The sequence below is a fragment of the Salicibibacter cibi genome (genome assembly GCF_016495865.1).
Lineage (GTDB): Bacteria > Bacillota > Bacilli > Bacillales > Marinococcaceae > Salicibibacter > Salicibibacter cibi.
In genome coordinates this window covers 586,451-610,658 of the sequence record NZ_CP054706.1, presented here as the reverse complement: position 1 = coordinate 610,658, position 24,208 = coordinate 586,451, and the positions used below count along the sequence as shown (strand labels likewise).

The 24,208-nt window shown below is 44.3% G+C and carries 20 protein-coding genes and 1 CRISPR repeat array; of the genes, 13 read left to right on the top strand and 7 right to left on the bottom strand.

Annotation, left to right across the window (positions count from 1 at the left end):
- The first annotated feature begins 182 nt into the window (after nt 1-182).
- The 10 genes from HUG20_RS02970 (at nt 183) to HUG20_RS02925 (ending at nt 11,763) form a co-directional block, all read left to right on the top strand.
- Nucleotides 183-1,130: an ABC transporter ATP-binding protein gene (locus tag HUG20_RS02970; RefSeq protein ID WP_200087912.1), complete on the top strand. Its 948-nt coding sequence runs from the start codon at nt 183-185 to the stop codon at nt 1,128-1,130.
- Entirely contained in the window at nt 1,127-1,855 is a 729-nt protein-coding gene (locus HUG20_RS02965) for an ABC transporter permease (RefSeq protein ID WP_200087910.1), read from the top strand. Before HUG20_RS02970 ends, HUG20_RS02965 begins: the two co-directional genes overlap by 4 nt.
- Nucleotides 1,852-2,538: an ABC transporter permease gene (locus tag HUG20_RS02960; RefSeq protein ID WP_200087900.1), complete on the top strand. Its 687-nt coding sequence runs from the start codon at nt 1,852-1,854 to the stop codon at nt 2,536-2,538. The genes HUG20_RS02965 and HUG20_RS02960 overlap by 4 nt, the downstream gene beginning before the upstream one ends.
- A 74-nt stretch (nt 2,539-2,612) precedes the next feature.
- The gene (locus HUG20_RS02955) at nt 2,613-3,686 is read left to right on the top strand and encodes a sensor histidine kinase (protein ID WP_200087898.1); all 1,074 of its coding nucleotides are present in this window, start codon (nt 2,613-2,615) and stop codon (nt 3,684-3,686) included.
- On the top strand, nt 3,683-4,306 hold the full coding sequence (locus HUG20_RS02950; RefSeq protein ID WP_200087896.1) for a response regulator transcription factor: 624 nt from the start codon (nt 3,683-3,685) through the stop codon (nt 4,304-4,306). The genes HUG20_RS02955 and HUG20_RS02950 overlap by 4 nt, the downstream gene beginning before the upstream one ends.
- Nucleotides 4,307-5,343: 1,037 nt before the next feature.
- Nucleotides 5,344-6,057: a response regulator transcription factor gene (locus tag HUG20_RS02945; protein WP_200087894.1), complete on the top strand. Its 714-nt coding sequence runs from the start codon at nt 5,344-5,346 to the stop codon at nt 6,055-6,057.
- A gap of 151 nt (nt 6,058-6,208) precedes the next feature.
- Nucleotides 6,209-7,273, top strand: a complete 1,065-nt coding sequence (locus HUG20_RS02940; protein ID WP_200087892.1) for a sensor histidine kinase — start codon at nt 6,209-6,211, stop codon at nt 7,271-7,273.
- Nucleotides 7,274-7,376: 103 nt separating this feature from the next.
- Nucleotides 7,377-8,156: an ABC transporter ATP-binding protein gene (locus HUG20_RS02935; RefSeq protein WP_200087890.1), complete on the top strand. Its 780-nt coding sequence runs from the start codon at nt 7,377-7,379 to the stop codon at nt 8,154-8,156.
- Nucleotides 8,131-10,041: an ABC transporter permease gene (locus HUG20_RS02930; RefSeq protein WP_200087888.1), complete on the top strand. Its 1,911-nt coding sequence runs from the start codon at nt 8,131-8,133 to the stop codon at nt 10,039-10,041. The genes HUG20_RS02935 and HUG20_RS02930 overlap by 26 nt, the downstream gene beginning before the upstream one ends.
- A gap of 66 nt (nt 10,042-10,107) precedes the next feature.
- Nucleotides 10,108-11,763 carry an AMP-binding protein gene (locus tag HUG20_RS02925; RefSeq protein ID WP_200087886.1) on the top strand — a complete coding sequence of 552 codons (1,656 nt, stop codon included), beginning with the start codon at nt 10,108-10,110 and terminating at the stop codon, nt 11,761-11,763.
- 26 nt (nt 11,764-11,789) lie between these two features.
- Here HUG20_RS02925 and HUG20_RS02920 read toward each other — a convergent pair whose 3' ends face one another.
- Nucleotides 11,790-12,917: a Fic family protein gene (locus HUG20_RS02920; RefSeq protein WP_246476513.1), complete on the bottom strand. Its 1,128-nt coding sequence runs from the start codon at nt 12,915-12,917 to the stop codon at nt 11,790-11,792.
- Nucleotides 12,918-13,161: 244 nt separating this feature from the next.
- Here HUG20_RS02920 and HUG20_RS02915 point away from each other — a divergent pair, with 244 nt between their 5' ends.
- Nucleotides 13,162-13,830 carry an adenine nucleotide alpha hydrolase family protein gene (locus tag HUG20_RS02915; RefSeq protein ID WP_200087882.1) on the top strand — a complete coding sequence of 223 codons (669 nt, stop codon included), beginning with the start codon at nt 13,162-13,164 and terminating at the stop codon, nt 13,828-13,830.
- A 95-nt stretch (nt 13,831-13,925) separates the two neighbouring features.
- Nucleotides 13,926-14,357: direct repeats of the CRISPR family, unit length 36 nt; unit sequence GTCTCATACCTACCTAAAACTGCAGAGTGCTAAAAC.
- Between the two features lie 16 nt (nt 14,358-14,373).
- Here the strand turns inward: HUG20_RS02915 and HUG20_RS02910 are convergent.
- Genes HUG20_RS02910 through cas9 form a run of 4 tightly spaced genes read right to left on the bottom strand, consistent with a single transcriptional unit; the run spans nt 14,374 to nt 19,741 of the window.
- Entirely contained in the window at nt 14,374-15,384 is a 1,011-nt protein-coding gene (locus HUG20_RS02910) for a hypothetical protein (RefSeq protein WP_200087875.1), read from the bottom strand.
- Between the two features lie 14 nt (nt 15,385-15,398).
- Nucleotides 15,399-15,707 (bottom strand): CRISPR-associated endonuclease Cas2, encoded by a 309-nt coding sequence (gene cas2, locus HUG20_RS02905; RefSeq protein ID WP_200087873.1) that lies wholly within the window; start codon nt 15,705-15,707, stop codon nt 15,399-15,401.
- Between the two features lie 4 nt (nt 15,708-15,711).
- Nucleotides 15,712-16,611 (bottom strand): type II CRISPR-associated endonuclease Cas1, encoded by a 900-nt coding sequence (cas1, locus tag HUG20_RS02900; protein WP_200087864.1) that lies wholly within the window; start codon nt 16,609-16,611, stop codon nt 15,712-15,714.
- 10 nt (nt 16,612-16,621) lie between these two features.
- Nucleotides 16,622-19,741 (bottom strand): type II CRISPR RNA-guided endonuclease Cas9, encoded by a 3,120-nt coding sequence (gene cas9, locus HUG20_RS02895; protein ID WP_200087862.1) that lies wholly within the window; start codon nt 19,739-19,741, stop codon nt 16,622-16,624.
- 381 nt (nt 19,742-20,122) lie between these two features.
- Here cas9 and HUG20_RS02890 point away from each other — a divergent pair, with 381 nt between their 5' ends.
- Entirely contained in the window at nt 20,123-21,667 is a 1,545-nt protein-coding gene (locus HUG20_RS02890) for a BCCT family transporter (RefSeq protein WP_200087860.1), read from the top strand.
- A gap of 60 nt (nt 21,668-21,727) precedes the next feature.
- Here HUG20_RS02890 and HUG20_RS02885 read toward each other — a convergent pair whose 3' ends face one another.
- Entirely contained in the window at nt 21,728-22,678 is a 951-nt protein-coding gene (locus HUG20_RS02885) for a ribose-phosphate diphosphokinase (protein WP_200087858.1), read from the bottom strand.
- Between the two features lie 10 nt (nt 22,679-22,688).
- The gene (locus HUG20_RS02880) at nt 22,689-23,666 is read right to left on the bottom strand and encodes a 2-hydroxyacid dehydrogenase (protein ID WP_246476512.1); all 978 of its coding nucleotides are present in this window, start codon (nt 23,664-23,666) and stop codon (nt 22,689-22,691) included.
- Between the two features lie 80 nt (nt 23,667-23,746).
- On the opposite strand from HUG20_RS02880, the gene HUG20_RS02875 reads away from it, so the two are divergent.
- Entirely contained in the window at nt 23,747-24,139 is a 393-nt protein-coding gene (locus tag HUG20_RS02875; RefSeq protein ID WP_246476511.1) for an SDR family NAD(P)-dependent oxidoreductase, read from the top strand.
- Nucleotides 24,140-24,208: the final 69 nt, after the last annotated feature.

Sequence of the window (24,208 nt, the reverse complement as noted above, 5' to 3'; positions counted from 1 at the left end):
GATTTAAATACGCACAGTGACCGTTCCCGTTCATGTAACTCAATGGGACGGCCACCGGTTCTGTTCCGAACACAGCATTTGGCTTGCCTCATGACACCCATCCAATGACAAATGTCACTACAAAAGAATTTCAAACCACGGCATACTACAAGTAATTACTCAATGAAAAGAGGTTGTGTCCTATGACGATTGCAGCGATGCAGGGAATTGTAAAACGATACGGCAATGAACTTGTGTTGGATTATGTTGACCTCTCCATCCAAGAAGGAGAGATTGTTGGCTTGCTCGGACCAAACGGCGCCGGAAAGACAACGTTGATCCATACGCTTCTGGGCATGATTCCGTTCGATAAAGGAAGCATCCAGTTATTCGGCAGTGAAGATAAAGTTTTCAGTCATGAAAACAAGCAAAAAATGGGACTCGTCACACAAGAACTGACGGTGTTTGAAGACCTGACGGCAAAAGAAAACCTGGAATTCTTCGCAGGGGTCTATGGTTTAAGGGGGAAGGAACGGAAAAAGAGAGTAGAAGAAGCGCTCGCATTTGTCGGGCTCTCTTCAAATGCGGGAAAAGCACCGGCAAAATTCTCCGGAGGGATGAAACGGCGACTCAACATCGCCTGTGCCCTCACGCACCGTCCGAACTTTCTCATCATGGATGAGCCAACGGTCGGCATCGATCCGCAATCGAGAAACCACATTATGGAAACTGTCAAAAAACTGCGGGAACAGGGGACGACGATTCTTTATACGACGCATTATATGGAAGAAGTGCAAACGATCGCTTCCCGGGTCGTGATCGTCGACCAGGGTCAAGTCATTACGGAAGGCACGGTAAACGAACTGATCGCGAACATCCAACATGAAGAAAAAATAAACATTGACGTGAGTACGCCCGGTGATGTCCCGATTGAACGTCTCAAAGGTTTAGACGGCGTGAAGAACGTACACGTCGAGGGCAGTACAGTGCAAATCATATCCACCGTCGGATCAGGAAACCTCGACCGTTTGCTTTCACTCATCAAAGAAACGAGCGGAGTTGTCGGTATTCAAGCGGAAAAACCAAACCTGGAAGATGTATTCCTCACCCTTACGGGAAAACAACTTCGTGACGGGGAGGGTGAAGAATGAAAGAACTTTACACGATGCGATTTACCGCCATGAGGCTCATGCGCGCTTGGGTTGTATTGTTGCTCCTGTTTGCCGTGCCGCTCGTGCTTATTACCCTCTTGTCCGTCGTAATGGGAGATGCCCAAGAAGATGGCATGCTGCTCCGGGATGAAATCAATGTGATGATGGTCCTCGCTTTTCAACTGTTTGGCGGCTCGGTCACCATGAATTACATTCACGAGGACTTCTTCACCGAACGCCGCTATCGTATTCAATCGCTACCGCTGAATACGAGCGTTTACGGTTTCACCATCATGCTTGTCGGCACCCTGTATTCCATTGTTTTAGGTACGATTTTGGTCGGCTATGCGACACTCGCCTGGAACGTCGATTGGGGAAATATCGCTTGGTCGATTTTGATCATCGCCCTCATGGCGACACTCTCAAGCATTGTGTGCCTGATATTCACTTTTTCCGTGAAAAAATTTAATATTGCGGAACGACTGAGTGAAGTTTACGGCGTCGGGGCGATTTTACTCGCCGGTTTAATTTTCCCAATGCCCGATCACGCTTTGATCAACTGGGTAAATGAGTACATCAATCCGATCATGCTTGCTTATGAAGCGATTGATGCTTACAGAAATGCAAATCTCGGAGATGCCTGGATGAACGCGGGACTTCTCGTCGGACTTATCGTTATCACCTTTGCAATTATGTTACTCATTGGACGGAAACGGATACCATGACGATTTTTACATTTGCCCTTAAACGTATTTTCAAAGACAAGACGAACCTTATTTTTCTCACGATGTTTCCCGTCGCAGCCATCTTCCTGCCGGAACCGGATGTTTGGCCATTGTTGCCGTTCGGCTATCATTACTTTGGTGTCTTGATTCTTTTCGTTGCCATCAGACTCACCGGAATTTTGGTCGAAGATCGGCAGAAAGGCGTTTTGAAACGATTAGCGGCAGCGCCGGTCACTCATTTTCAATATCTGTTTCAGAATTTACTCGCCTTTGCTGTGATCCTCATCGCCCAATGTATGTTCATAATCGCAGGGGGCGTCATTTATGGACATGACCTGTATGAACCTTTACTGCTGTTGATCCTATTTATCGTCTTCAGTTTCACGGCCATCGCTTTGAGTCTTGCCTGGAACTCGCTGTATCGCAACAAAGAAACATCCTTTCTTGTATTCATGTGCGTCATCATTCTCATGGCAATGCTTGGAGGCATCATGTTTCCCATCGAAATGTTACCGGATATCCTTGAAAAGATCGCCGTCATTTTTCCAACCTATTGGCTTGCCGAAGGCCTGGATTGGGTGGTGATGGGAGAGGACACAGCGGATTTCTTGCTCATCAATGGCGTTTTATTGCTCTATACATTGCTTTTCCTGATTATCGGCAGTATACGCAGAATCGGCTGAATCATTTCCTCCGGCACTTGAGCCGGAGGCTTTTCACGTTTATAGTTAAAAGAAACAGCAGGAGGGAACGAGCGATGAGGGAAAGCTTCGTAACCATATGGCGTTTTATTAATATCCTTTTTCTTCTCAGTTTATGGACCATACAAGCCGAAAGCATTATCAGCTTTTTACTCATCGTTTCACTCGCCATCCTCGTTTGCTTGCGTTGGCGCTTTCAACTGCCTGCCTGGACTGTACTTATTGATATCATTATTTGCGCGCTATTTATCCCCGTCTGGAGCGCCAGTGTCTTTGGTTTCGCCCTCCCGTTATTTGAAAGTATCCTAAGGGGAAAATATGCATATATCATACCAATTGTCGTTTTGATCCCAATCGGAGACGTATACTCCGTCTTCCTCTTCTGGTTTCTTTTTCAAGCAGGGTTTTTAGGCTTGCTCGCCCGTCAATGGAAAAGACAGCGTGATTTGTATATTTCGGAAGCCGACCGTGAGCGGTATGCCCGCTATGAATTGGAAAATATGAAAAATGAACTGCTCAAAGCCAATCGCCAGACCGCACAACTTGCTGAACTATCGGAACGAAATCGCATTGCCCGTGACCTCCATGATCATGTTGGCCATGATCTGACCGGAGCAAGCCTGGCGATGGACACCTTCGAACACCTGGAAGGAAAAGACGCCGAGGAGATGCTACAGGAAATCAAGCTCAGGATCACAAGAAGTGCGGCGAGACTTCGCGATACTGTCCATGACATGACCCCGGTAACGAGAATGGGAGCAGACGTACTGGAGCATATCGTAGATGAGTTTAACCAGGCCGATACCAACTTCCAAAAATCAGGAGATATGAGCCAAGTTCCCGTACATTATTGGAGCTTGCTGGAGCCTTGTTTAAAAGAAGCGCTTACAAACGTTGCTCGTCACAGTGACGCGACAAATGTTGATGTTCAGCTTGATGTCACCGCTTCGATCGTTCGCCTGAGCGTTCGAGATAACGGCACGGCTTCTACCGATTCAAGCGAGGGCACCGGACTCAGAAATCTGAAGCTTCGCGCTCGAGCCGCCGGGGGCAGCCTTTCCGTCGATACAGCTTTCGGCCATCTCGTCGTCTGTGTTTTGCCGCTCGGAAAAGAGGAGGAAGACCGATGAAGATCCTGATTGTCGATGATGATCCACTCGTACGCCAAAGCCTTAAATTATTACTTGAAAAGGAATCGGATATTGAAGTCATCGGCCTTGCAGCGGATGGCCAAGAAGCGATCGAGCAAAGTGAAACAACGCTGCCGGACGTTGTACTCATGGACATCCGCATGCCGAACATGGATGGGATTGAAAGCACGAAACAGCTGAAGTCGCAATCGCCGGAGCTTCGCATCATGATGCTGACAACCTTTAAAGATGAACAGAATATCCGCCTCGCCCTTCAGGCAGGAGCGGAAGGGTACTTGCTGAAGTCAACGCCCGTGGAGAATATGGCCCAGCAAATACGCGCCTTAATGGCCGGCGGCTCAGTACTTGACGCAGATGTCTTGCAAGAAATCATGAACCCTGGAGCATACGACGAACTCGACGGTCTCACCGAGCGTGAAAATGACATCGCCGCCGCCATCGCTCAAGGACTGTCCAATAAAGAAATCGCCGAGCAACTATATTTGAGTGTCGGCACTGTGCGCAACACACTTTCTGTCATTCTGGATAAACTCGAATTACGGGATCGGACCCAGCTTGCGATTTATTATTGGAAACGGGGGAAACATTCCGTGGATTAATCGTGAAAAATGTGCTAGTACTCTATCCCAGAAATTGTTTCTCTTAGGTGTTATCGCTACCTATCGAGGGGAAGGATCGCGATATGCCCTCCGGCGGAGAACGAACTGCTCTCATAGGAACAAGAAGAGCAAAGTTGACGACCTAACGACATCTGCTAACTCGCGTTAGGGCATCATTCCGATCGGTTCGTGCCTTAACGACATCCGCGACCTCCCGTTAGGGCATCAATATTTTTTTGAACCATAATTTATAGTTGGTGACCATTTATTTAAGCCATTCTGCACTAGTGCAGCACGAGTGTAATGAGTGATCGTCTGTCGTTGTGGCTTTAAAAACTGGATTAGGGCGCTAACATGAGTTTTGACGACCTAACTCGGGAGCACGTTAGGTATTGCTTTCTGAGTGATACGGTGCTTATTTTATAAAAAAGATCAGGCGCGTTGATTTACCTTAAAATACCTTCTGGCATGAAAAAGAAAACTGTTTAGTATCAGATAAGTCCTTTCGAACATGATCTGCGGACTCAAAACAGTGCTCAGAAGTCAAAGGAGTCCTCTGGAACATGACCTGCGGACTCAAATCGCCGCTCAGAAGCCAAAGGAGTCCTTTGGAACATGATCTGTGGACTCAAATCGCCGCTCAGAAGCCAAAGGAGTCCTCTGGAACATGATCTGCGGACTCAAAACAGTGCTCAGAAGTCAAAGGAGTCCTCTGGAACATGATCTGCGGACTCAAAACAGTGCTCAGAAGTCAAAGGAGTCCTCTGGAACATGATCTGCGGACTCAAATCGCCGCTCAGAAGCCAAAGGAGTCCTCTGGAACATGATCTGCGGACTCAAATCGCCGCTCAGGAGCCAAAGGAGTCCTCAGGTCCGGTTTTGGGAGCCGTAATGGCTGGCGAATGCCAAATTAGTCCGCAAATGTATGTAACAAACGGTATGTTTAATACCCTTTTCGTCTAAACCCTTTTTTGGAAAAATACGGATAACCAACGCGCCTGAAAAAAGATATGTTAGCGATAATCGAGGTGTAAAAAATGTATTCCATCCTTATCGTAGAAGACGATGATAAAATTGCCGGGATTCTTAGCGATCACTTAGAGCGCTATGGGTATTCCGTCCGTACAGCAGAGCAGTTATATGCCATTAAAGCAGAATTTGTCAAAATAGACCCCGACCTCGTCCTGCTAGACATCAACTTGCCTTACTTCGACGGTTTTTATTGGTGCCGACAGATTAGGAGCGTATCCAATGTACCAGTTATTTTTATATCGGCACGAACGGATGACATGAACCAGGTGATGGCGATTGAAAACGGCGGCGATGATTATATTACCAAACCGTTTCATCTCGATGTTGTCACAGCGAAAATCAAAAGCGTTTTGCGCAGAGCTTACGGAGAGTATGCCCTGAACAACGCCCATAGCCAAACGGAGGAATTAGCCGGTCTCTTTATTCATCCGGAAAAAAATGAATTGGTGTACGACTCCGAACGCATCGAGCTTTCAAAAAAGGAGTTCACTTTATTCCGGAAATTAAGCGAAGCCCATGACCGCATCGTCAGCCGGGATGACCTGCTTGAAGCGCTTTGGGATGAGGTTGATTTCGTGGACGATAACACATTGTCCGTGAACGTGAACCGATTGCGAAAACGACTGCAAGAATTGGGCATCCACGATGCGATCCAGACGATTCGCGGGCAAGGATACCGATTAAATGTTAATTGGCGAGAAGACGAAGGGGCAAAATGACAGATTAAGCATGAAAAATGCCAGACCCCTCCTCCCCTACTCCTCGCTATGTATCCCCGCCCATGGCCATTGCTCCTAAATAGATGATCTCCCTTCCCCCAATATGATATGTTTACTCTATCATGCATCAAATACCTCAGGAGGATGCACAATGATTCGACATTACCTGGCAGACCGTGTGCTTTTTATTCTTTTTTATGTGATCAACACTGCTGCAATTGTGCTCGTCGCTTATTTGTCTCTTCTGTTTGCCGGCTTGGAACAGCCATGGAGCGAATTCACTTATATGGGGCTCCTTGCCCTATTTTTTTTGCTTTTGGGACTGGCCATTGATTATGCAAGAAGACGACCGTTACTGAAAAAATTATTGGAAATGGAAAAAAGAAACCCATTGCCGCTGGAAACTGCGCTTGAATTGGAAACGATGCAAGTACCATCGCGCGAGGCATTCCTGTTCATCGGTATGCTCCGCCGTTACCAGGAACGCTACCGTGAAGAATTAGATCATTACAAGGCGATGCAAGAGCAGCATCAAATTTTCGTCAACCAGTGGGTGCATCACATGAAAACACCGGTATCGGTCATCTCGCTTTTAACGCAGCAGGGAAAACAACAGCTTGAAGACCAGGGATCGAAAACGTTTCTCGATGAAATCAACGACGAAAACGACCGTTTTCGCCACGGCCTTGAACTCATGCTTCATTTGGCTAGGCTCGACCATTTCGCCGTTGATTTTGTTGCCGATGAAGTCGATGTCGTCGCGTTACTGCGCGAACTCGTCAACGAAGAAAAACGCCAGTTTATACGCCGAAATCTCTTCCCGGAAATCCGAGTCGACACTAAGGACCCATTCGTTTACAGTGATCAAAAGTGGTTGCGCGTCGTTTTCCACCAACTTTTACTGAACGCGCTTCGTTATTCCCAACAAGGAAAGGGCGATCGCATCACCATTGCCGTCTTTAAAGAGGGGGACGCCACCCTCGTAGAGATTCAAGACCGTGGCATCGGCATTCCCGCGCATGACTTGCCGAACATTTTCTCCCCGTTTTTCACCGGAGATAATGGCCGGAAAAAAACGGAGTCGACCGGAATGGGACTGTATTTAAGCCGGATAATCACCGACCGGCTCGGCCACTCTCTGTACGCCCATTCGCAAGTCAGCGAAGGAACGACGATGACCGTTCGCTTTTCTTCACGAACTTTGCATGACAGATGACAAGATTGTAAGATTTCACGAATGATTTGAAAGGTAAATCGATGGGAGCCGACGGCCTTCTTTTTTAAAATAAAGACAGACATCCAGAAAAGGAGTGGCCTACATGCCGATACTCGAAGTCGATGCCCTCGGCAAAACGTACTATCCGAAAAAAGAAGGGCTATCGTACCAAGCTTTAATCAATTTTCATCTGCAAGTAGACAAAGGGGAATTCATCGGGGTAATGGGACCGTCGGGAAGCGGGAAGACGACGTTGCTCAATATGCTCGCGACAATCGACGCGCCAACATCGGGAAAAATGGTCATCAAAGACACCGACCCCACGACATTAAACGACAATCAACTGGCGATTTTCAGGCGTCGGCAACTCGGCTTTGTGTTTCAGGATTTCAACTTGCTCGATACATTAACCGTCCGGGAAAACATCTTGTTGCCGCTCGCCCTCGATAAATATTCACACAAGAAAATGAACACACGTCTGAATGAAATCGCCGAACAACTGGGGATTACGGATATTCTTGAAAAACGCATCACCGAAATTTCCGGCGGACAGCAACAGCGTACCGCTTGCGCACGTGCGATTATTCACGATCCGACGATGATTCTCGCCGATGAGCCGACGGGGAACCTTGATTCCAAATCAGCCCGACAAGTAATGGATACACTCACGACGATAAATGGCGAACAAGGCGCGACCATTTTTACCGTCACCCATGACCCGACGGTCGCGAGCTATTGTGATCGCATCGTATTCATCAAAGACGGCCGCTTTTTCTCGGAAATTCGCAAAGGGGATCGCCAACAGGCATTCTACCAAAACATTCTTGATACGCTCTCTGTCCTCGGAGGTGATTTCCATGAACATTCGTCGCCTCGCACGTAAGAATTTAACCGGGAATGCCCAGCAATATGCCGCTTATTTTCTCAGTTGTGTGTTCGCGGTAAGTATTTTCTTCATTTATGCGCAATTCATTTTGCATCCGGAGGTCATGAGCGGGGACATCCAGGCCGGAGATTCCGTCCGTAGCGGCATGATCGCTGCCCAGGTGATTATCGTGATTTTTTCGGTCTTTTTTATCGCTTATTCAAACAACACGTTCTTGCAAACCCGATCACAGGAATTTGGTTTATTGACGCTGTTTGGGATGAGTAAGCGGCAGTTACGAAAGCTGATCTACCTCGAGCAAACGATCACGTCTTTACTCGCGATTGTGTTTGGCCTTGGACTTGGCACATTGTTTTCGAAACTATTTCTGATGCTCATGAGCGCGATGCTTGATACGGAAACGCCGATCGCTTTCGAATTCGTGCCGATGGCTTACGTTATTACGGCGATTGGCTTCATCGTGTTGTTTCAAACGTTGACGCTGCTGTCTTTTTGGAGAATGCGCGGGCAGACCGTTCAAGATTTTTTGCAGGACGCCCGCAAACCGAAAGTAATGCCGCGTTCTTCCATAACAGTAACGGTGATCGCGCTTTTGTTTCTCGGTTTCGGTTACTTTATAGCCGCCACAGCGAGCATTGAACTGTCATTTTTGTTAATCTTTCCGATTCTTTTCTTCGTTCTGATCGGGTCTTACTTTTTGTTCACACAAGGGACCGTCGCCGTCTACAAGCGTTTATATAAAAGAAAATCATTGTTGCAGGGAACGCACCTGGTTACACGCACGAACATCCTTTTCCGCTTAAAGGATTACGCACGTATGCTTTTCCTCACCTCGACGATCACCGCCGTCGTGCTCACCGCAGCCGGCACGGTATATCTTGCGAATGAATATTTGGTTGACATGGTCATGGAGCAAACACCGGCTTCAGTCACTTGGACGGAAGAAAGCGCGGCTGAAAATGCCATTCTTGAGCCGGAACGGGCGGAAGAAATCATTGCAGAATACGATACGGAGATTGAATACACATTCGACGTAGAAATGCTCCGTGCGGATGTCTCCTTTGACGCCGGCGAAAAAGGCGTCGTTGCTGTCTTTCCGGAAACCGAGTACAACGAAATTGCCGCCTATCGAAGTTTGGACCCTTTGGAATTGGAAGAAGATGAAGTATTTGTCACATCCCCCATGCTCGGGTTTGGGCCATGGGAAGATTTTGAAGGCATGGAACAGTTAGACATGGGCATGAACGGAGAACAAACCACCATGGACATCGCCGGCACAGCGGAAGACGCGATTGTCGGCACAACAAATCAGGGGCAAATTCAAGTCGTCATGAATGATGTGAGTTTTCTCCACTATGCCTCTCAATACACGGACGATGAAAAACTTCGCGCGTTAGGTTATCATTTTGTCGACTGGGAAAATGAAGTAGATGTCTCCAATGCGTTGGATGAAGAGGCCGAGGACTCCTTCCTTCTCCAAACGATGGCTCCGCCTTTTCAGGCGCTACAGCAAACATTTTCCTTAACGTTGTTTATTGGGTTATTCGTCAGCGTCCTCTTTTTTATCGTGCAAGGAAGCATGCTCTATTTGAAACTGTTCACGGAATTGGAAGATACGAAAAAACAGTTGCTATCGTTAAACCGTATTGGCATCACCCGCAAAGAAGCAGGAAAAATTCTCGGGCATAAAATTAAATTCCTTTTCTTTGTACCTTTGGCTGTCGGTGCACTGCACGCCAGTTTTGCCTACGCCATGCTCGCAAGCATCCTTGACGTTAATTTGTTCTGGAGCGGCGTCATGGTCATCTCTATCTACGCCATTTTGCAATATCTCTATTATTTAATCACGCGTCATTTCTATTTGAAAGCGGCGTTTCGTTAGCAGGAAATTTGACGTTTCATCACGAATGATAAAGGGAGGTGTTCATGTACTAAGGAGGGGTAAATGATGGCGAATTTGCTAGAAGTAACAACCGGACGACTGTTGGAAAATATTGCCGAACGCGAGGGAGAAAGAGAAGCGGTCGTCTATCCTGATCGCGACTTGCGTCTCTCCTATCGAACGTTTAACGATTTATGCCGGCAAACCGCCCGGGGAATGATGGCACTCGGCATTGAAAAAGGGGATCATGTTGCGGTGTGGACGGCGAATAAACCGGAGTGGCTTGTGTCACAATTCGCAACCGGAAAAGCAGGGGCGGTGCTTGTTACCGTAAACACCAGTTATCAGGAAGAAGAGCTCGCCTACCTGCTCTCGCAATCGGAGTCGTCGACCTTAATTTTACAACCGACATTCAAGACGACGTCTTACATTGACATTTTGTACAGGCTCGTTCCTGAACTAAAAACAGCAGAGCCGGGAAGATTACAATCGGAACGCTTTCCGCATTTAAAACGCGTGATCATTGTGGACGGGGGCGAAGAACATTACCCCGGCATCTATTTGTGGGAATCGCTTCTGGAAGCGGGAAATACAGTGTCCGAAGATGCGCTGGATAAACGCATGGCGAGTCTCGATAAAGATGAAGTCATCAATATGCAATATACTTCCGGAACGACCGGATTTCCGAAAGGGGTCATGTTAACCCATTCCAATATTGTAAACAACGGTTTGAACATTGCCGAATGTATGAACCTCACCCATGAGGATCGTCTCTGTATTCCCGTTCCCTTTTTTCATTGTTTCGGTTGTGTACTCGGAATACTCGCTTGTGTCAACAAAGGAACGACAATGGTTATCGTCGAGGAATTTGATCCTAAAATGGTCATGGAGGCGGTGCATCGAGAAAAATGTACCGGCCTTCACGGAGTGCCGACCATGTTCATCGCCGAACTCAATCATCCCGATTTTGCTGAATACGATTTTTCCGCGCTGCGCACCGGGATTATGGCAGGCTCAAACTGCCCGGTTGAGGTCATGAAAGCCGTTATGGACAGAATGGGTGCCCATGAGGTAACCATTGCTTACGGACAGACGGAATCGTCACCCGTCATTACGCAAACGCGAACCGACGATTCACTCGAACGAAAAACAGAAACCGTCGGCCGGGCACTCCCGAATGTGGAAGTCAAAATCGTCGCTCCCGGGACGGACAAAGAAGTACCCGCCGGGACCCAAGGCGAACTCTGTACACGCGGATACCACGTCATGAAAGGCTATTATAATGATCCGGAAGCGACCGCTGAAGTGTTAACCACCGATGGCTGGCTTCACACCGGTGATCTCGCTGTGATGGATGAACACGGCTATTGCACGGTCACCGGCCGAATGAAAGATATGATCATCCGCGGCGGGGAAAATATTTATCCGCGTGAAATCGAAGAATTTTTATATCGCCACCCCTCGATCTTAGACGTACAAATCGTAGGCGTCGCCGATGAAAAATACGGGGAAGAAATCGGAGCTTATGTGCGATTAAAAGAAGGCCAACAAGCAACCGTTGAAGCTATAAAAGACTTTTGCCGCGGCTCCATTTCCCATCATAAAATTCCAAGACACATCACTTTCGTTGACAGCTATCCGATGACCGCATCGGGCAAAATCCAAAAGTTCAAATTGCGGGAAGAGGCAAAGGAAATATTTTTGGGATCCTCCGAAACCTGATGGGTTTCGGAGGATCCCTTCTATGTCTAATCTCGTAAGATGCGTAGCAGGTCATAGTTTCGATATTTCACATTTCGCATTTTCTGCTGATCCGCATAAATTTGCCTTCTTGACGCTAGGGCATTCAAGGCTTTTCTGGCCGTATTGGTTGAGACTCCCGTTGCATTTGCAGCTTTTTTCGCTGTCGTAGAAGGGTCAGTGAACGTATAGAGCCAAACATGCCGCTCAGAAGCGGTTTCACAAAGATCGAGTCCATCCTTTGCAAGTTGCTCCGATTGTGCCAATTTGTTCAACAGTTGATCTGCCATACGATTGGAAGCCTCCAAGAAAAAAAGAATCCAGGCACCCCAATCAGGATGTTGACCTCGCACCCCATTCAACAAATCATAATATCGATGCTTTTCTTTTTCCAATTCTTCACTCACAAAAAATACTGGCTGTGAAATTACCCAATCCTTCGCAAGCGATAGCACAATTAAAATTCGGCCTAACCGTCCATTTCCATCGAGAAAAGGGTGGATCGATTCAAACTGGGCATGCATAACGGCCGTTTTTATAAGGGGGTCTGAACCTTCATGGATGGCAAATCGATCTTTTGTTACGTTTTTTCGGTTATTCGTATCGCCATTAATAAATTTCTCAAGATTAGCCATGTAGTCATCAATTTCGTGAGCAGGCGGGGGAATATAAGTGGCATCCTCGATTCGATTCGTAGGTCCAATATAGTTTTGGATTTTCCTGAATTGCCCTGACGAGGTCGTCGAACCTCTAGCTCCCTCCATTAATAATTGATGTAATTCCCTGATCAGTCTTGTGGATATGGGATAACCTTCACGAACCCTGGCGAAACCTTCATGTAACGCAAATTGGTAATTTTCTACTTCAATGATCTCCCATCTTCGCTCTCTGTTATCTTTTTCTTCAACCATATCAGCGAATGTAACTTGGGTTCCTTCAATTTTCGTGGATTCCACCGATTCGCTTAGCGATAACATCTGTATAAGTGGCTGACTTACAATCGCGTGTTTAAATTCTGACTCAAGCTTCCCTAACTTAGCATTAACCTCAGCTAATACATTTAATATACGTAGAGCATCTTCCGTAGATACATCGATCGGCAAGTTGTCGATTCCTTTTATGGCCAAAAAGGACACCTCCTTTGTTCAATTGTACCTTTTTGCGTATATAAGCGCAATTATCACCTAATTTTTCGCTTAATAAACATAGCGCATCGAACTGTGTTACGGTTCGACCTCTTCGGAAGTGCTTTTCTGAATAAATAGAATTAAATCCTTTCGAAATAAGAACACGATAAACGGCTTCCTTCCGTATACCTCAAACCTTGGCTGGGCATAATAGATCACAAATTCTAACGATGCGCGAAGGAAGTGAAATTTCATGGATTACAGTCATCACGATGAGCATATTTTGGTCTGCGTGAATCACGGCGAATCTGGGATCCGACTTATCCGCCGCGGCCTTAAGCTCGCCCTAAAGCTGGAAGCGCCTCTGACCATTATGGTGTTCGGGTCTTTGCCCCATGACGATGAGCACGACAAAATTGTCGGTATGCCGTTGTTCAAAAAAATTTCGCACCATTATGGCGCCGATTTGATTATGGTTAAGAGCGAATCTTATCGTGTGAAAAAGGTCATTGCAAACAAGGCAAAAGAAATCAAGGCCACTCAAATCATCATCGGACAGATGGTGGAAAGTGTGTGGCGACGCTTTTTGGGAAACACAACACTTGACAGTTTGTTAAAGGACCTCCCTCATGCAGACGTGAGAGTTGTGCCGAAACATCATCATGAGGATGATACGAATTACGAACACGGAATAAATGCCTTTTTGCACGGGCGGGAAGACGGGACATACAACCTTGCCTTCCATCACGACACAACCGTCACCCACGAAGGCGTATTTTATAAACACATCCATACTGATTTTAATAACGGCAGGTTTGTTTATTATGAGGAAAAAGACATCTATGAAGTACGTGTGTTGAAAGGGCATGTGCCACATTTGGAGAATATTGCCGAGGGCGTAACAAGTGGTGAAGGGGGCTGAAAAGCACCCTTCTACAGCCTTTCCGATAATTTTCATATCTACCAAATACTACAGGGTACTAAAATCATGGGTGCGTGAATTGAAATCCAACGCATGTCTGATACCTACCTAAAACTGCAGAGTGCTAAAACCTACTCGTTGCCCTTGCCTTCCTACCTGTTGTCTCATACCTACCTAAAACTGCAGAGTGCTAAAACCTTGTGGGGACGCATTTGTATTATCTTCCGGTCTCATACCTACCTAAAACTGCAGAGTGCTAAAACCGTAATACGTCGCCCATGACCGTCGCCAGAGTCTCATACCTACCTAAAACTGCAGAGTGCTAAAACACCCTTATTGCATGAAAAATCTAAAGGCGGGTCTCATACCTACCTAAAACTGCAGAGTGCTAAAACTTGTTCGACTGATTTTCGATCAACCTTTTTGTCTCATACCTACCTAAAACTGCAGAGTGCTAAAACTCCTTCTCCATTCGATTTACCTCATTCCAAGTCTCATACCTACCTAAAACTGCAGAGTGCTAAAACCTGTCGTGAAAATTTTTCATGCCCTTCCAAACTTCTCTACAAACCTTGCTATAACAGGGTTTAATAGAGAATAATCAATGTCTAAACTATATTCTAACCCCATTTCCTCCATAAAATCAATGAGTACGTATAGTTCAATATCTCTGTTCACTTGAATATCTGCGATTTGATAATTTGAGATCGTCGGATATGTCTCAAGATTCACCACGTAAGTATTAAAGATCTTTGAAAAAGTGTGTTCCAACTCTTCCTTCTTAAAATCTAACGGCGCATTCCATTCCATCTCCTCAAAATACTCATTGGTTAGACGCTGTTTACCGTTTATTATCAAATTATTACTCAGTAAATCCTTGGAGAGAAAATACCGAGATTTTGTTAAGACGATGAATGTCATCTTGTCAGCACACTGGTCCAGAATCTTCTTAAATTGTACTTGTTGGCGCGGCCCCAACATGTGCTCGGGATAGTAATAGATCACTAATGGTTGTACTTTGCTCGTTTTCAATATTGTTTTTGTTATCATCGGCAGCAATAATTGTAATTGGTGAAAAATAACCCCGTAATCAGCACTCTCTTTTAGCTCAAAATTAACATCCAATAATTTAATCAGCCCATCCACATCGAGTTTTTTCACCTCAATGGGCAGATCAGTCTCAATTAGTTGAACGGCATCTTCGATCAAACTATTAATAGTTTGTAAATATCCAGAGAATTCAATTTCATTTAAAAAATCCTGTCTAAGTTTCCTTTTAAGGATTGATTTGCTTCCCAGCTGTGTGTCAGCTAGTATATTGACAGTCGATAAACTGAAAAACTGATAATGGTGCGCGGTAACGTTTTCATAATGATTGTCTATCTCTTTTATACTAACTAAACTTTTCACTTTACTTCGTGGTTGAAAGTAACCCACAAGTAAATCCAACAACTCTTTTTCATTAAATGAGTGATTATCAAATATACAACAATAGTTTGAAATATTTAAATTGAGGTCTACATTTTCAGACCTCACGTTCCAACGCATATTCAAGCAATCACCCCTGCCTAAAATTCAATCGTTCGATTGTCGCCCAATAACTCTATATTTTTATCCTCTTCACCAACCAAAATCATCATATTTTCAAATTGTTTCTCAGTGATAACCAAAGATCTCACATGTCCATCTTTAGGCAAATAGCGCTTTACATTATTCACCGATTGATGCGCAGCTTCTTTATTGAGGCAAGATTTTATATAAATGGAATACTGCATCATTAAGAAACCGTCCTGAATTAATCGTTTGCGAAATTTCGTATACGTTCGAATTTGGGCTTTTGTTTCTACAGGTAAATCAAACATAATAAACACTCTCATAAATCTATAACTCATGGAAAGCAATCTTCTTTGCGTTAGGTGATTTTATTTGATTGCCTGTATCAAAATATTCGATAATTGAGCCTACAAAAATATCAATAGCACGTATAACGGTTTGGAGTTTCCCATCTATTGATATCCGACTATGCAACAAATTAATTAAATTTAAGCGATATTGTTTCGTTAAAAACTCGTCAGGCGGCTGTTCAATGACATAAGCATCCACAATTGGACGGAACGGTTCTATAATGTCTGATGCCAGGTTAAAAGGATTTCTTTCTCCCCTATGAAAAATACCGATGCTGGGAAGCAGCCCTTTAGCTAAGATGGTTCTGCCAATTGCCGAATGAAGGATTGAATAGCCGTAATTTAAAGCTGAGTTCTCAATAATTTCTCTATTACTGCGATTATAATCCTCACCAAAAAATGAGTTAAAATAGATCTTAGCCGCTTGAGCTTCACAATTCGTCCGATCAAATGGTTCAATTTCCGATAATAGATTTAACAGACGATTAATTCTTGGCTGTTCAACCTTTGCTCGCTCCATGATTCTCGTTTGATTAAAAATCTTTTGTCCTACAATTTTTTTCCATAACTCCCCCTTTTTATCATCGTCCCATTCTAATTGTCGAGTCATGCGTTTATGCTGCCCAAAATGGCCAGTTACCGGTAATAGTTGTGTCTCTGGAAGGTGATCTTGACCACATACGAGAACTAATATGTTGTGCTTTGAAAGTTCAACGATTAGTCTTCCGGTTAACTTACATGTTAGATCTTCAATGACAACCGAAAAAATATCTGCCAAAGGGATTTTCAATTCGTCATCTCCGCGCTTTACCTTTAGACTATCTAAGTGCAATGACATTTGATCAACATTTGTGACATGAACTACCCTCCAGGACATGGAATTCCTCCTATTTATTATAGCTGAATCGTAGTTTTTCTCCGTTTTCAGGGAATCTATCACCTAAAACATTTGTATTTATTTTGTCGAATTTCCCGATTTTCTTACCTATTGTTTTTTTAATCCTTTTATCTGATTTTTTATTAAGAGTATCTAACTCTATTATATTTGTTAAATCATTATTTACCCCAATAAAACGATATTCTAAATCATCAACTACGATCATATCACTTTTGTACGCACTAAATTGAAAGTGATTTATATTGGTGATCCTTTTCTCCTCAAGTTTCTCGTAATACTTTTCTTCAGGAATAATGTACTGGCCCTTTTCTTCTTTTAAATCATCGTAACGTATCGTAATAAACTTATATCGCTCTTCGTCCTTGTAAACATCCATGCGATATGGTTTTAATGATAAGGTCACCACTCGTTTGTTTTTCGGCTCAAACTTGTACGATAAATCCTTATGACTGCCCAATTTGAAAGATTTATACTTCAATGACTTAACAACAGGACCTTTGCCATTTTTACTATACTTCGTTAAAAACTCTCCTGTTTCTTCATGATATTTAGCCAAAGGATTTTTTGCTTCTGCATACCGCTTCATAATTGTTTCCAGCTTCTCAAAGGTAGGTTGGTCATGTTCATACATTAAAAAACTTTCAGGTGATTTCTTAAACTGTTTTGCTAATTGTTCATCGTCCTTATTATAAAGTCCTTTGATTTTACCAATAATGAACTCCCCGTTTTCTGTATCACGAGTGGAGTAAATGGTGTCGTTCATTAATTGCCGATTCGGTTTTTGATCAACCCTATGAGAGTATTTGTAACGTTGATAGTTCTTAATCTCTTTTACTTTATGATATTTTTCCGTGAAGGCTGCATCAAATGTAGACTCATCCAAAAGTTCCCCTGTTTCTTTATCAATAATTCGCTCATCATCAATCATTACATTTTGTTGTTTAAATAAATCTTTTGTTTCCAATAAATACCCGGCCATGGCAACAATGAGAGCATCTTGTGCGTGATGTTTATAGTCTTCATCACGGTCTTTATGCAGCCCCCAAAGCTTTCGCAAATAGTTGGTAAAAGAACCGTTAATAGGCTTAACAATCACGTCTTTATCGTTTTCATTGAAGTAAGCTTTTAACAGGGTCATAAGTTCTCGTGTTGCGTAGCGAGTATCGACAAGGTTTCGATTGATAAATTCTTTTTGAACATCAAACTTATTGATATCTCGTTCTTCTAGCAAATAGTTTCGCTTTTTCTTTGGCATTTTATCCTTGGATTTGGAGAGTTGAAGGATATGACTTTTGAATTTCTCGTAAGAGATCCCACCTTGGCTAGATTTTAAATATTGATACGGCGTTTTATTCCCTTTCTTTTGGTTTTCCTCAGTATGAACCAAAACTTTATTAGCCTGCGAATCATCAAAAGAGACAGAACGAGGGATTATATGGTCAATTTCATAGTTTGCCGGATTCTCAATTAAATCTTCAATTTCGATTGACTTTAATGAATACAAACAATCCCCATCTTGAAGGTGCCAAAGTCGTAGCTTATTGAACATACCGGATTTCTCTACTAAATCACGGTCATCTAACTTTTCCCTGACTTGTTGATTAAGCGCCTCATTCTCTGTTTGCATCTTCTTCAAAAACTGCTGTCGTTCTTTGCTGTTTTTTTCGCGAGCAAGTTCGATCACAATCGTTTTCGGTTCTCCATATTTTTCGATTAAGGCATTTACAATACGGATAGATTGGATAAACGATCGTTTCACAACGGGCGAGAGTATTAAATCATCAACGTATTCATACGGGATCTTAGTCCTCCCTTTCAGTTCAACCTTTTTAGGGTACAGTCCTTTTTCGGAAAATAGCTGCATTTGATTTTTGTCTGTGTCCCACAAATCTGGCAACAACAAATCGATCGCTTTTAAGCTTAAACTATGGGTACCAGAGAAATTCAGACGTGCTATTTCATCGATTGTTGAATCCTTTACATCCAAGTCCAAATCATCTAATTTATCTCTTGTATCTGTTTCGTCCTGCCAAATGGTAAGTATTTCAGCAATTTGGTCTAACTTTGATGCAGACAGTTCTATAAGGGCTGGGTCAATTTTTCTTAATGTTTGTATGAATTCCAATGTAGTGAATTCCGGCTGTTCATTTTTCTTTATTCGATAACCGCGAATATCTTCTTCGGCAACGTCAATCACTTTGGCAATCTTTTTAAGTGTCGGGTTTCCTTTACTCATAAAAACTTGATCAATGATTTTCTCTTTTTCATTTTTGGATAGTTTGGTATTTTCCTCACGCAATATCGTTAAATTGTTTAAGTCATTGAGCAAGTTATACAGCTGAGCAGAATACGATTGGCGAACGGCTCTTGTTTCTTCCGGAAAATAGCTGCATTTCCCCATCATTTGCCGATACCATTTTTCAATGTCCTGATCCCAGCCATATTCGCTGCCGGCACCGGGACCTTCATAGTATTCCCTTCTTTGTTCAACCAAGTCAATATATTGATCAATGAATGAATCATCTATACGGGTATCAAACGTCTTTTGTTTATTGAGTAAGGCTCGCGCTTCTTTTACATAATCTTCGGTTTTAAACCGATTTTTATGGCCTCGTACCTCACCTTCATTTTCCAGTCGTTCTAATTGAAGCTCACAAACGTATTTATCCTTCAATTGTCTCTCGTTGATTTGTATCTGTTCTTTCGTTGATAAGGATTCGTCATTTGCCTCTTCTTCATCCAAATTTGAACCGGTAACATTATGGACGCCACGACGTTTTATCAAATGAAATAAGGCCGTTACTAATTCATTTTCCGAAAGCTGCTCTGTTAATCCTTTAACTCGAAGTATGTATGGGCTCACGTTAGATGTTCGATGTGGAGATATATCGTAGAATGATAATAATTCCATAAGTCTTTCCTTACGGTGTTTCCGTCTCCTTTTTAATCTTCTGGCACTTCTTTTCGACCTTCTGCCATCATTATTTGATACATCCGCTTCCGGAAAGAGCCTTGTTCCTGCTTCAATAATATTTTGTTGATCATCAATAACTCCGAACCCGACGGACCCAACTCCTATATCTAACCCTATACTATAGTCCTTTTTCACAGTAACACCCCTGTAAATAAGATTATTTAAAGGAAATTATATCATAAGTTGACACTTTTAGACATAAAAAAAGAACCACCAATTGGCGGCTCTTTCTTGATCCTACAAGATCAATTCCGGCACTAAGGCCTTGTTTTAGCAGATCCTGCAGTCTTAGGTAGATACATAACCCGTCGGTTATGTGAGACAATTTAATCATACAATAGAATCATTTACTTGTCAATTGGAATTTTAGAGATTCTTATCCTCTCTTCCGACGCTCTCTTCCGGCACCCACCCATTAAAAAACTCCTTGACAAAACAATGAATTTCAAGAATGATTAACACTTAGCTATAATGTGTTCCCCGCACAATAAAAATAACATCATGAAGGGTGAAATAATGAAGCTTGGGGATTTGAAAAAGAGAGTTAATATGCCCGTCTTTTTAATCAGTGGCGGGTTGTTGGTTTTATTTGTTGTTATGTCTTTTTTCTTTTTTGATGGTGTTGCTAATTTTGTTAATACGGGTTTTGATCTTTCAATCGCTTATTTTGGCGCTTTTTGGCAACTGTTATTATTAGCGACGTTCGTTGTCGGGGTTGTTTTAGCCATTTCGAAGTATGGCAAAGTTCGTTTGGGAAATGAAGATAAGCCGAGAATTAGCTTTTTTAAGTGGGCAGCTATCCTGGTTTCTTCGGGGTTGGGAGCCGGGGGGATTTTTTGGGCAGCTGCCGAGCCTATTTATTATTTTACGGAAGTTCCTCCTATGCACACCGGCATCGCTGACGGGGCACAAGAAGCAGTGGGGGTCGCCATGTCGCAAAGCTTTATGTCTTGGGGATTTACCGCTTGGGCGGTTTATGGCGCAGTTAGTGGCATGGTCATTATGTACGCCCATTATAATAAAGGGCTATCGCTAAAGCCGAGAACCTTATTATATCCGATCTTTGGTGAAAAAATTGAGCATAATAAATGGGGAATAGCGGCTGACGTATGCTGTATTTTAGGGGCGGTTGCAGGCACAATTGGAACCGTTGGTTTTTTTGGATTTCAATTAAGTTATTGGTTGGAGCATTCGTTTGGCATCCCTGATGGTTTATTTACACAAATGATTGTTATTGGACTGCTGATTGCTGTTGTTACAATTTCTGCAGTCACAGGCATTTCAAAAGGCATTCAGTTTTTGAGCAGGATGAATATTTGGCTGATATTTCCTGTCGGTGTCCTAATCCTTCTGTTGGGTCCGGGAGCTTTTGTCATCGATACATTTATATCATCCTACGGAACCTATATAACCGAATTTCTGAACATCCATACGTTTCGAGGCGACGAAGAGTGGTTAGGTTTATGGATGCTGTTTTTCTTTGGATGGTTCATCGGTTATGGTCCTCTGATGGCGATGCTCGTTGCCAGAGTGTCTCGGGGAAGAACCATTAGAGAAGTATTTTTTGTCGTGTCAATTGTAGCCGCGCTTGTGTCCAATGTTTGGTTTACTGTCCTGGGAGGAACCGGTATTTTTTATGAGTTACAGAATACAGGTTCTGTCAGTGGTCCTCTGATGGAAGATGGTTTACCCGCGGCTGTCGTTAGCCTTGCAGAACAATTACCATTAGGGGCTTTAATGGCTGTACTTTTAGCTATCTTAACCATTTTGTTTGTGATCACCACAGCAGATTCTATGTCGTATTCTATTTCCATGTCTGTGACCGGTGAAGGGGATCCGCCGAAACCGATCCGGGTATTCTGGGCAGTGATGATCGGTGTTATTTCGATCATTTTGATTAATATCGGAGAAGGAAGTATCGATGCGATCCAATCGTTTATCATTATTACCGCTGTGCCAATTTCCATCATTATGCTGCCTATCTTATGGGGCGCCCCTAAAATAGCGAAGAAAATGGCGGTTGAACAAGGGATTGAAGAACAAAAGAAAAAAGAATCTTAATCCCTCGTCATAGTTTAAACCCGAGTGCAGCCCCTTCCCCGCACTCGGGTTTTTTCTTCCTTATTCAAATAACGAGCTCACCGATACCTCATTGTGCACGCGGTGGATCGCTTCTGCCACCAGCGGCGCGACGGAGAGGGTTGTGATTTTGTCGATCATTTTTTCTTCGGGAAGTTCAATCGTGTTGGTGACGACGAGTTCTTTGATCGGCGATCCATCGATGCGGCTGATCGCAGGTCCGGAAAGAACTGGATGCGTACAGCAGGCATAGACGGCGTTGGCCCCGTTTTCGATGAGCGCGTTGGCGGCGGATGTGATCGTGCCGGCGGTATCAATGAGGTCGTCGATAATGATGGCGTTTTTTCCTTCGAACTCGCCAACGATGTTCATGACTTCAGATACGTTCGGACGGGGGCGGCGCTTGTCGATGAAGGCGATGGGCGCGTTCATTTCATCAGCCATTTTGCGCGCGCGGATGACTCCGCCATTATCGGGCGCGACTACGACTACGTCTTCCAATTGCTTTGCTTTGAAATAGTCGGCAACGATTGGCACGCCCAGCAGCTGGTCGACGGGAATGTCGAAGAATCCTTGGATTTGGGGTGCGTGCAAATCCATGGTGACGACCCGGGTCGCACCGGCGGCTTCCAGGAGGTTGGCGATTAATTTTGCGGTAATCGGTTCCCGGGAGCGCGCTTTTCGATCTTGTCTCGCGTACCCGTAATAAGGAATGACTACGTTGATCTTTTTTGCCGAAGCGCGCTTTAACGCATCCAACATAATCAATAATTCCATTACATGTTCGTTTCCGGGTTGTGCCGTCGATTGGAGGACGTACACTTCACATCCGCGAACGCTTTCTTCAATGCTGACCTGGATTTCCCCATCGCTGAACCGTTTGACGGAACTTTTTCCGAGTTCACAGCCCAGATGTTGGACCACCTCATGAGTGAGCGTAGGGTTCGAACTTAATGTAAAAATTTTAAATGTATCATTTAATGGATAGCTCATTGTTCCTCTCCTATTTAAGTAGATTGACCGGTGTCACTGCTTCTTTTTCATCGAGGACTTGAATAAGGTTATCAACGGCTAAATCGGCCATCGCGCGTCGGGTCTTCACGCTGGCGCTACCGATGTGCGGGACCGCCGTGACGTTCGATAATGTTAAGAGCGGGTGGTCCGTCGGGACAGGTTCCTGTTCATAAACATCAAGCCCGGCACCCCAAATCTCATCATTGGCAAGCGCTTGGTAGAGCGCATCTTCATCAATGATGCCGCCGCGGGAAGCGTTAATTAAAATAGCATTCTCTTTCATTAAAGCAAGTTCTCGTTGTCCTATCAAGTGATGGCTTTCTGAGCTGTAGGGCAAAAGGAGCATGACGAAATCGGCCTTTTCGAGCAGCCGGTCCAGTTCCGCATATGCAATGTCCAGCTCTGACTCTTTATCTTTTTTTCTCGTCCGACTGTAGTAGAGGACGTCCATATCAAAGCCCTTCGCGCGCTTCACGACCGCTTCGCCGATTCTGCCAAGCCCAACGATGCCGAGCGTTTGGCCGAACACATCCTGACCGGTGAATTGCATCGGCGACCAGGCGCCCCATTCTCCTTTTTGAAGCGTGTCTGACGTTTCTACCAATCGTCGCGCGGAAGCCATTAAAAGCGCGAAGGCAAGGTCCGCGGTCGTTTCCGTCAGAACATCGGGCGTGTTCGTGACCGTAATGCCGTTGGCAGTGGCCGTCTCCACATCAATATTATTATGCCCAACCGCCATATTCGCGACCACCTTTAAACGTTTCCCTGCTTGCAAGACTTCTTCATCAATCGTTTCCGTGATCATGCAAAATAACCCGTCGACGTCTTTTATTTCTTCAAGCAGCGTCTCACGTGGCACCGGTTTGTCTTCTTCGTCCCATGACCGTACATCAAAATGTTTGGCGAGTCGTGCCTCAATATCTTCCGGAAGCTTGCGTGTCACATAGATTTTGCGGGTTGAAGTCAATATTTTCACTCCCATTGCTTTATTCTTTTTTTATTATAGCATTGATGTGCGAACAATTTTAGGGATATGGAAGGATAGACATGAAAATGAAGGGAAAAGTCGTAGTTGTCACCGACGCCGGTTCAGGTGTGGGACGAGCGATTGCTCAGCGGTATGCTCGGGAAGAGGATGTTGGGCATTTGATTGACGCCGCGATTGAACATTTCGGCACGTTTGATATTCTCGTTAATAACGCGGGGGTAATGGACAATATGGTGCCAGCCACGGAAATAGCCGACGAACTCTGGCTCCGGATTCTCGATGTCAACATGACCGGTATGATGCGCACGATTCGCCAAAGCCCTTCCTATTTTTATGAAAAAGAAACAAGGCGTGATCATTCAATATGGCACCTTCAGCGAGTCTCCAAGAATCCCGCGCGGGATTGGCTGATACGGCTTCCATGTACGCAGTGCGCACTTCGGATAATTTAGCGGTGAACCAACAGAAAAGAGGCCGAACCAAGGATCAATTTGGGCAATTTTAAGGGATCTATCTTTATC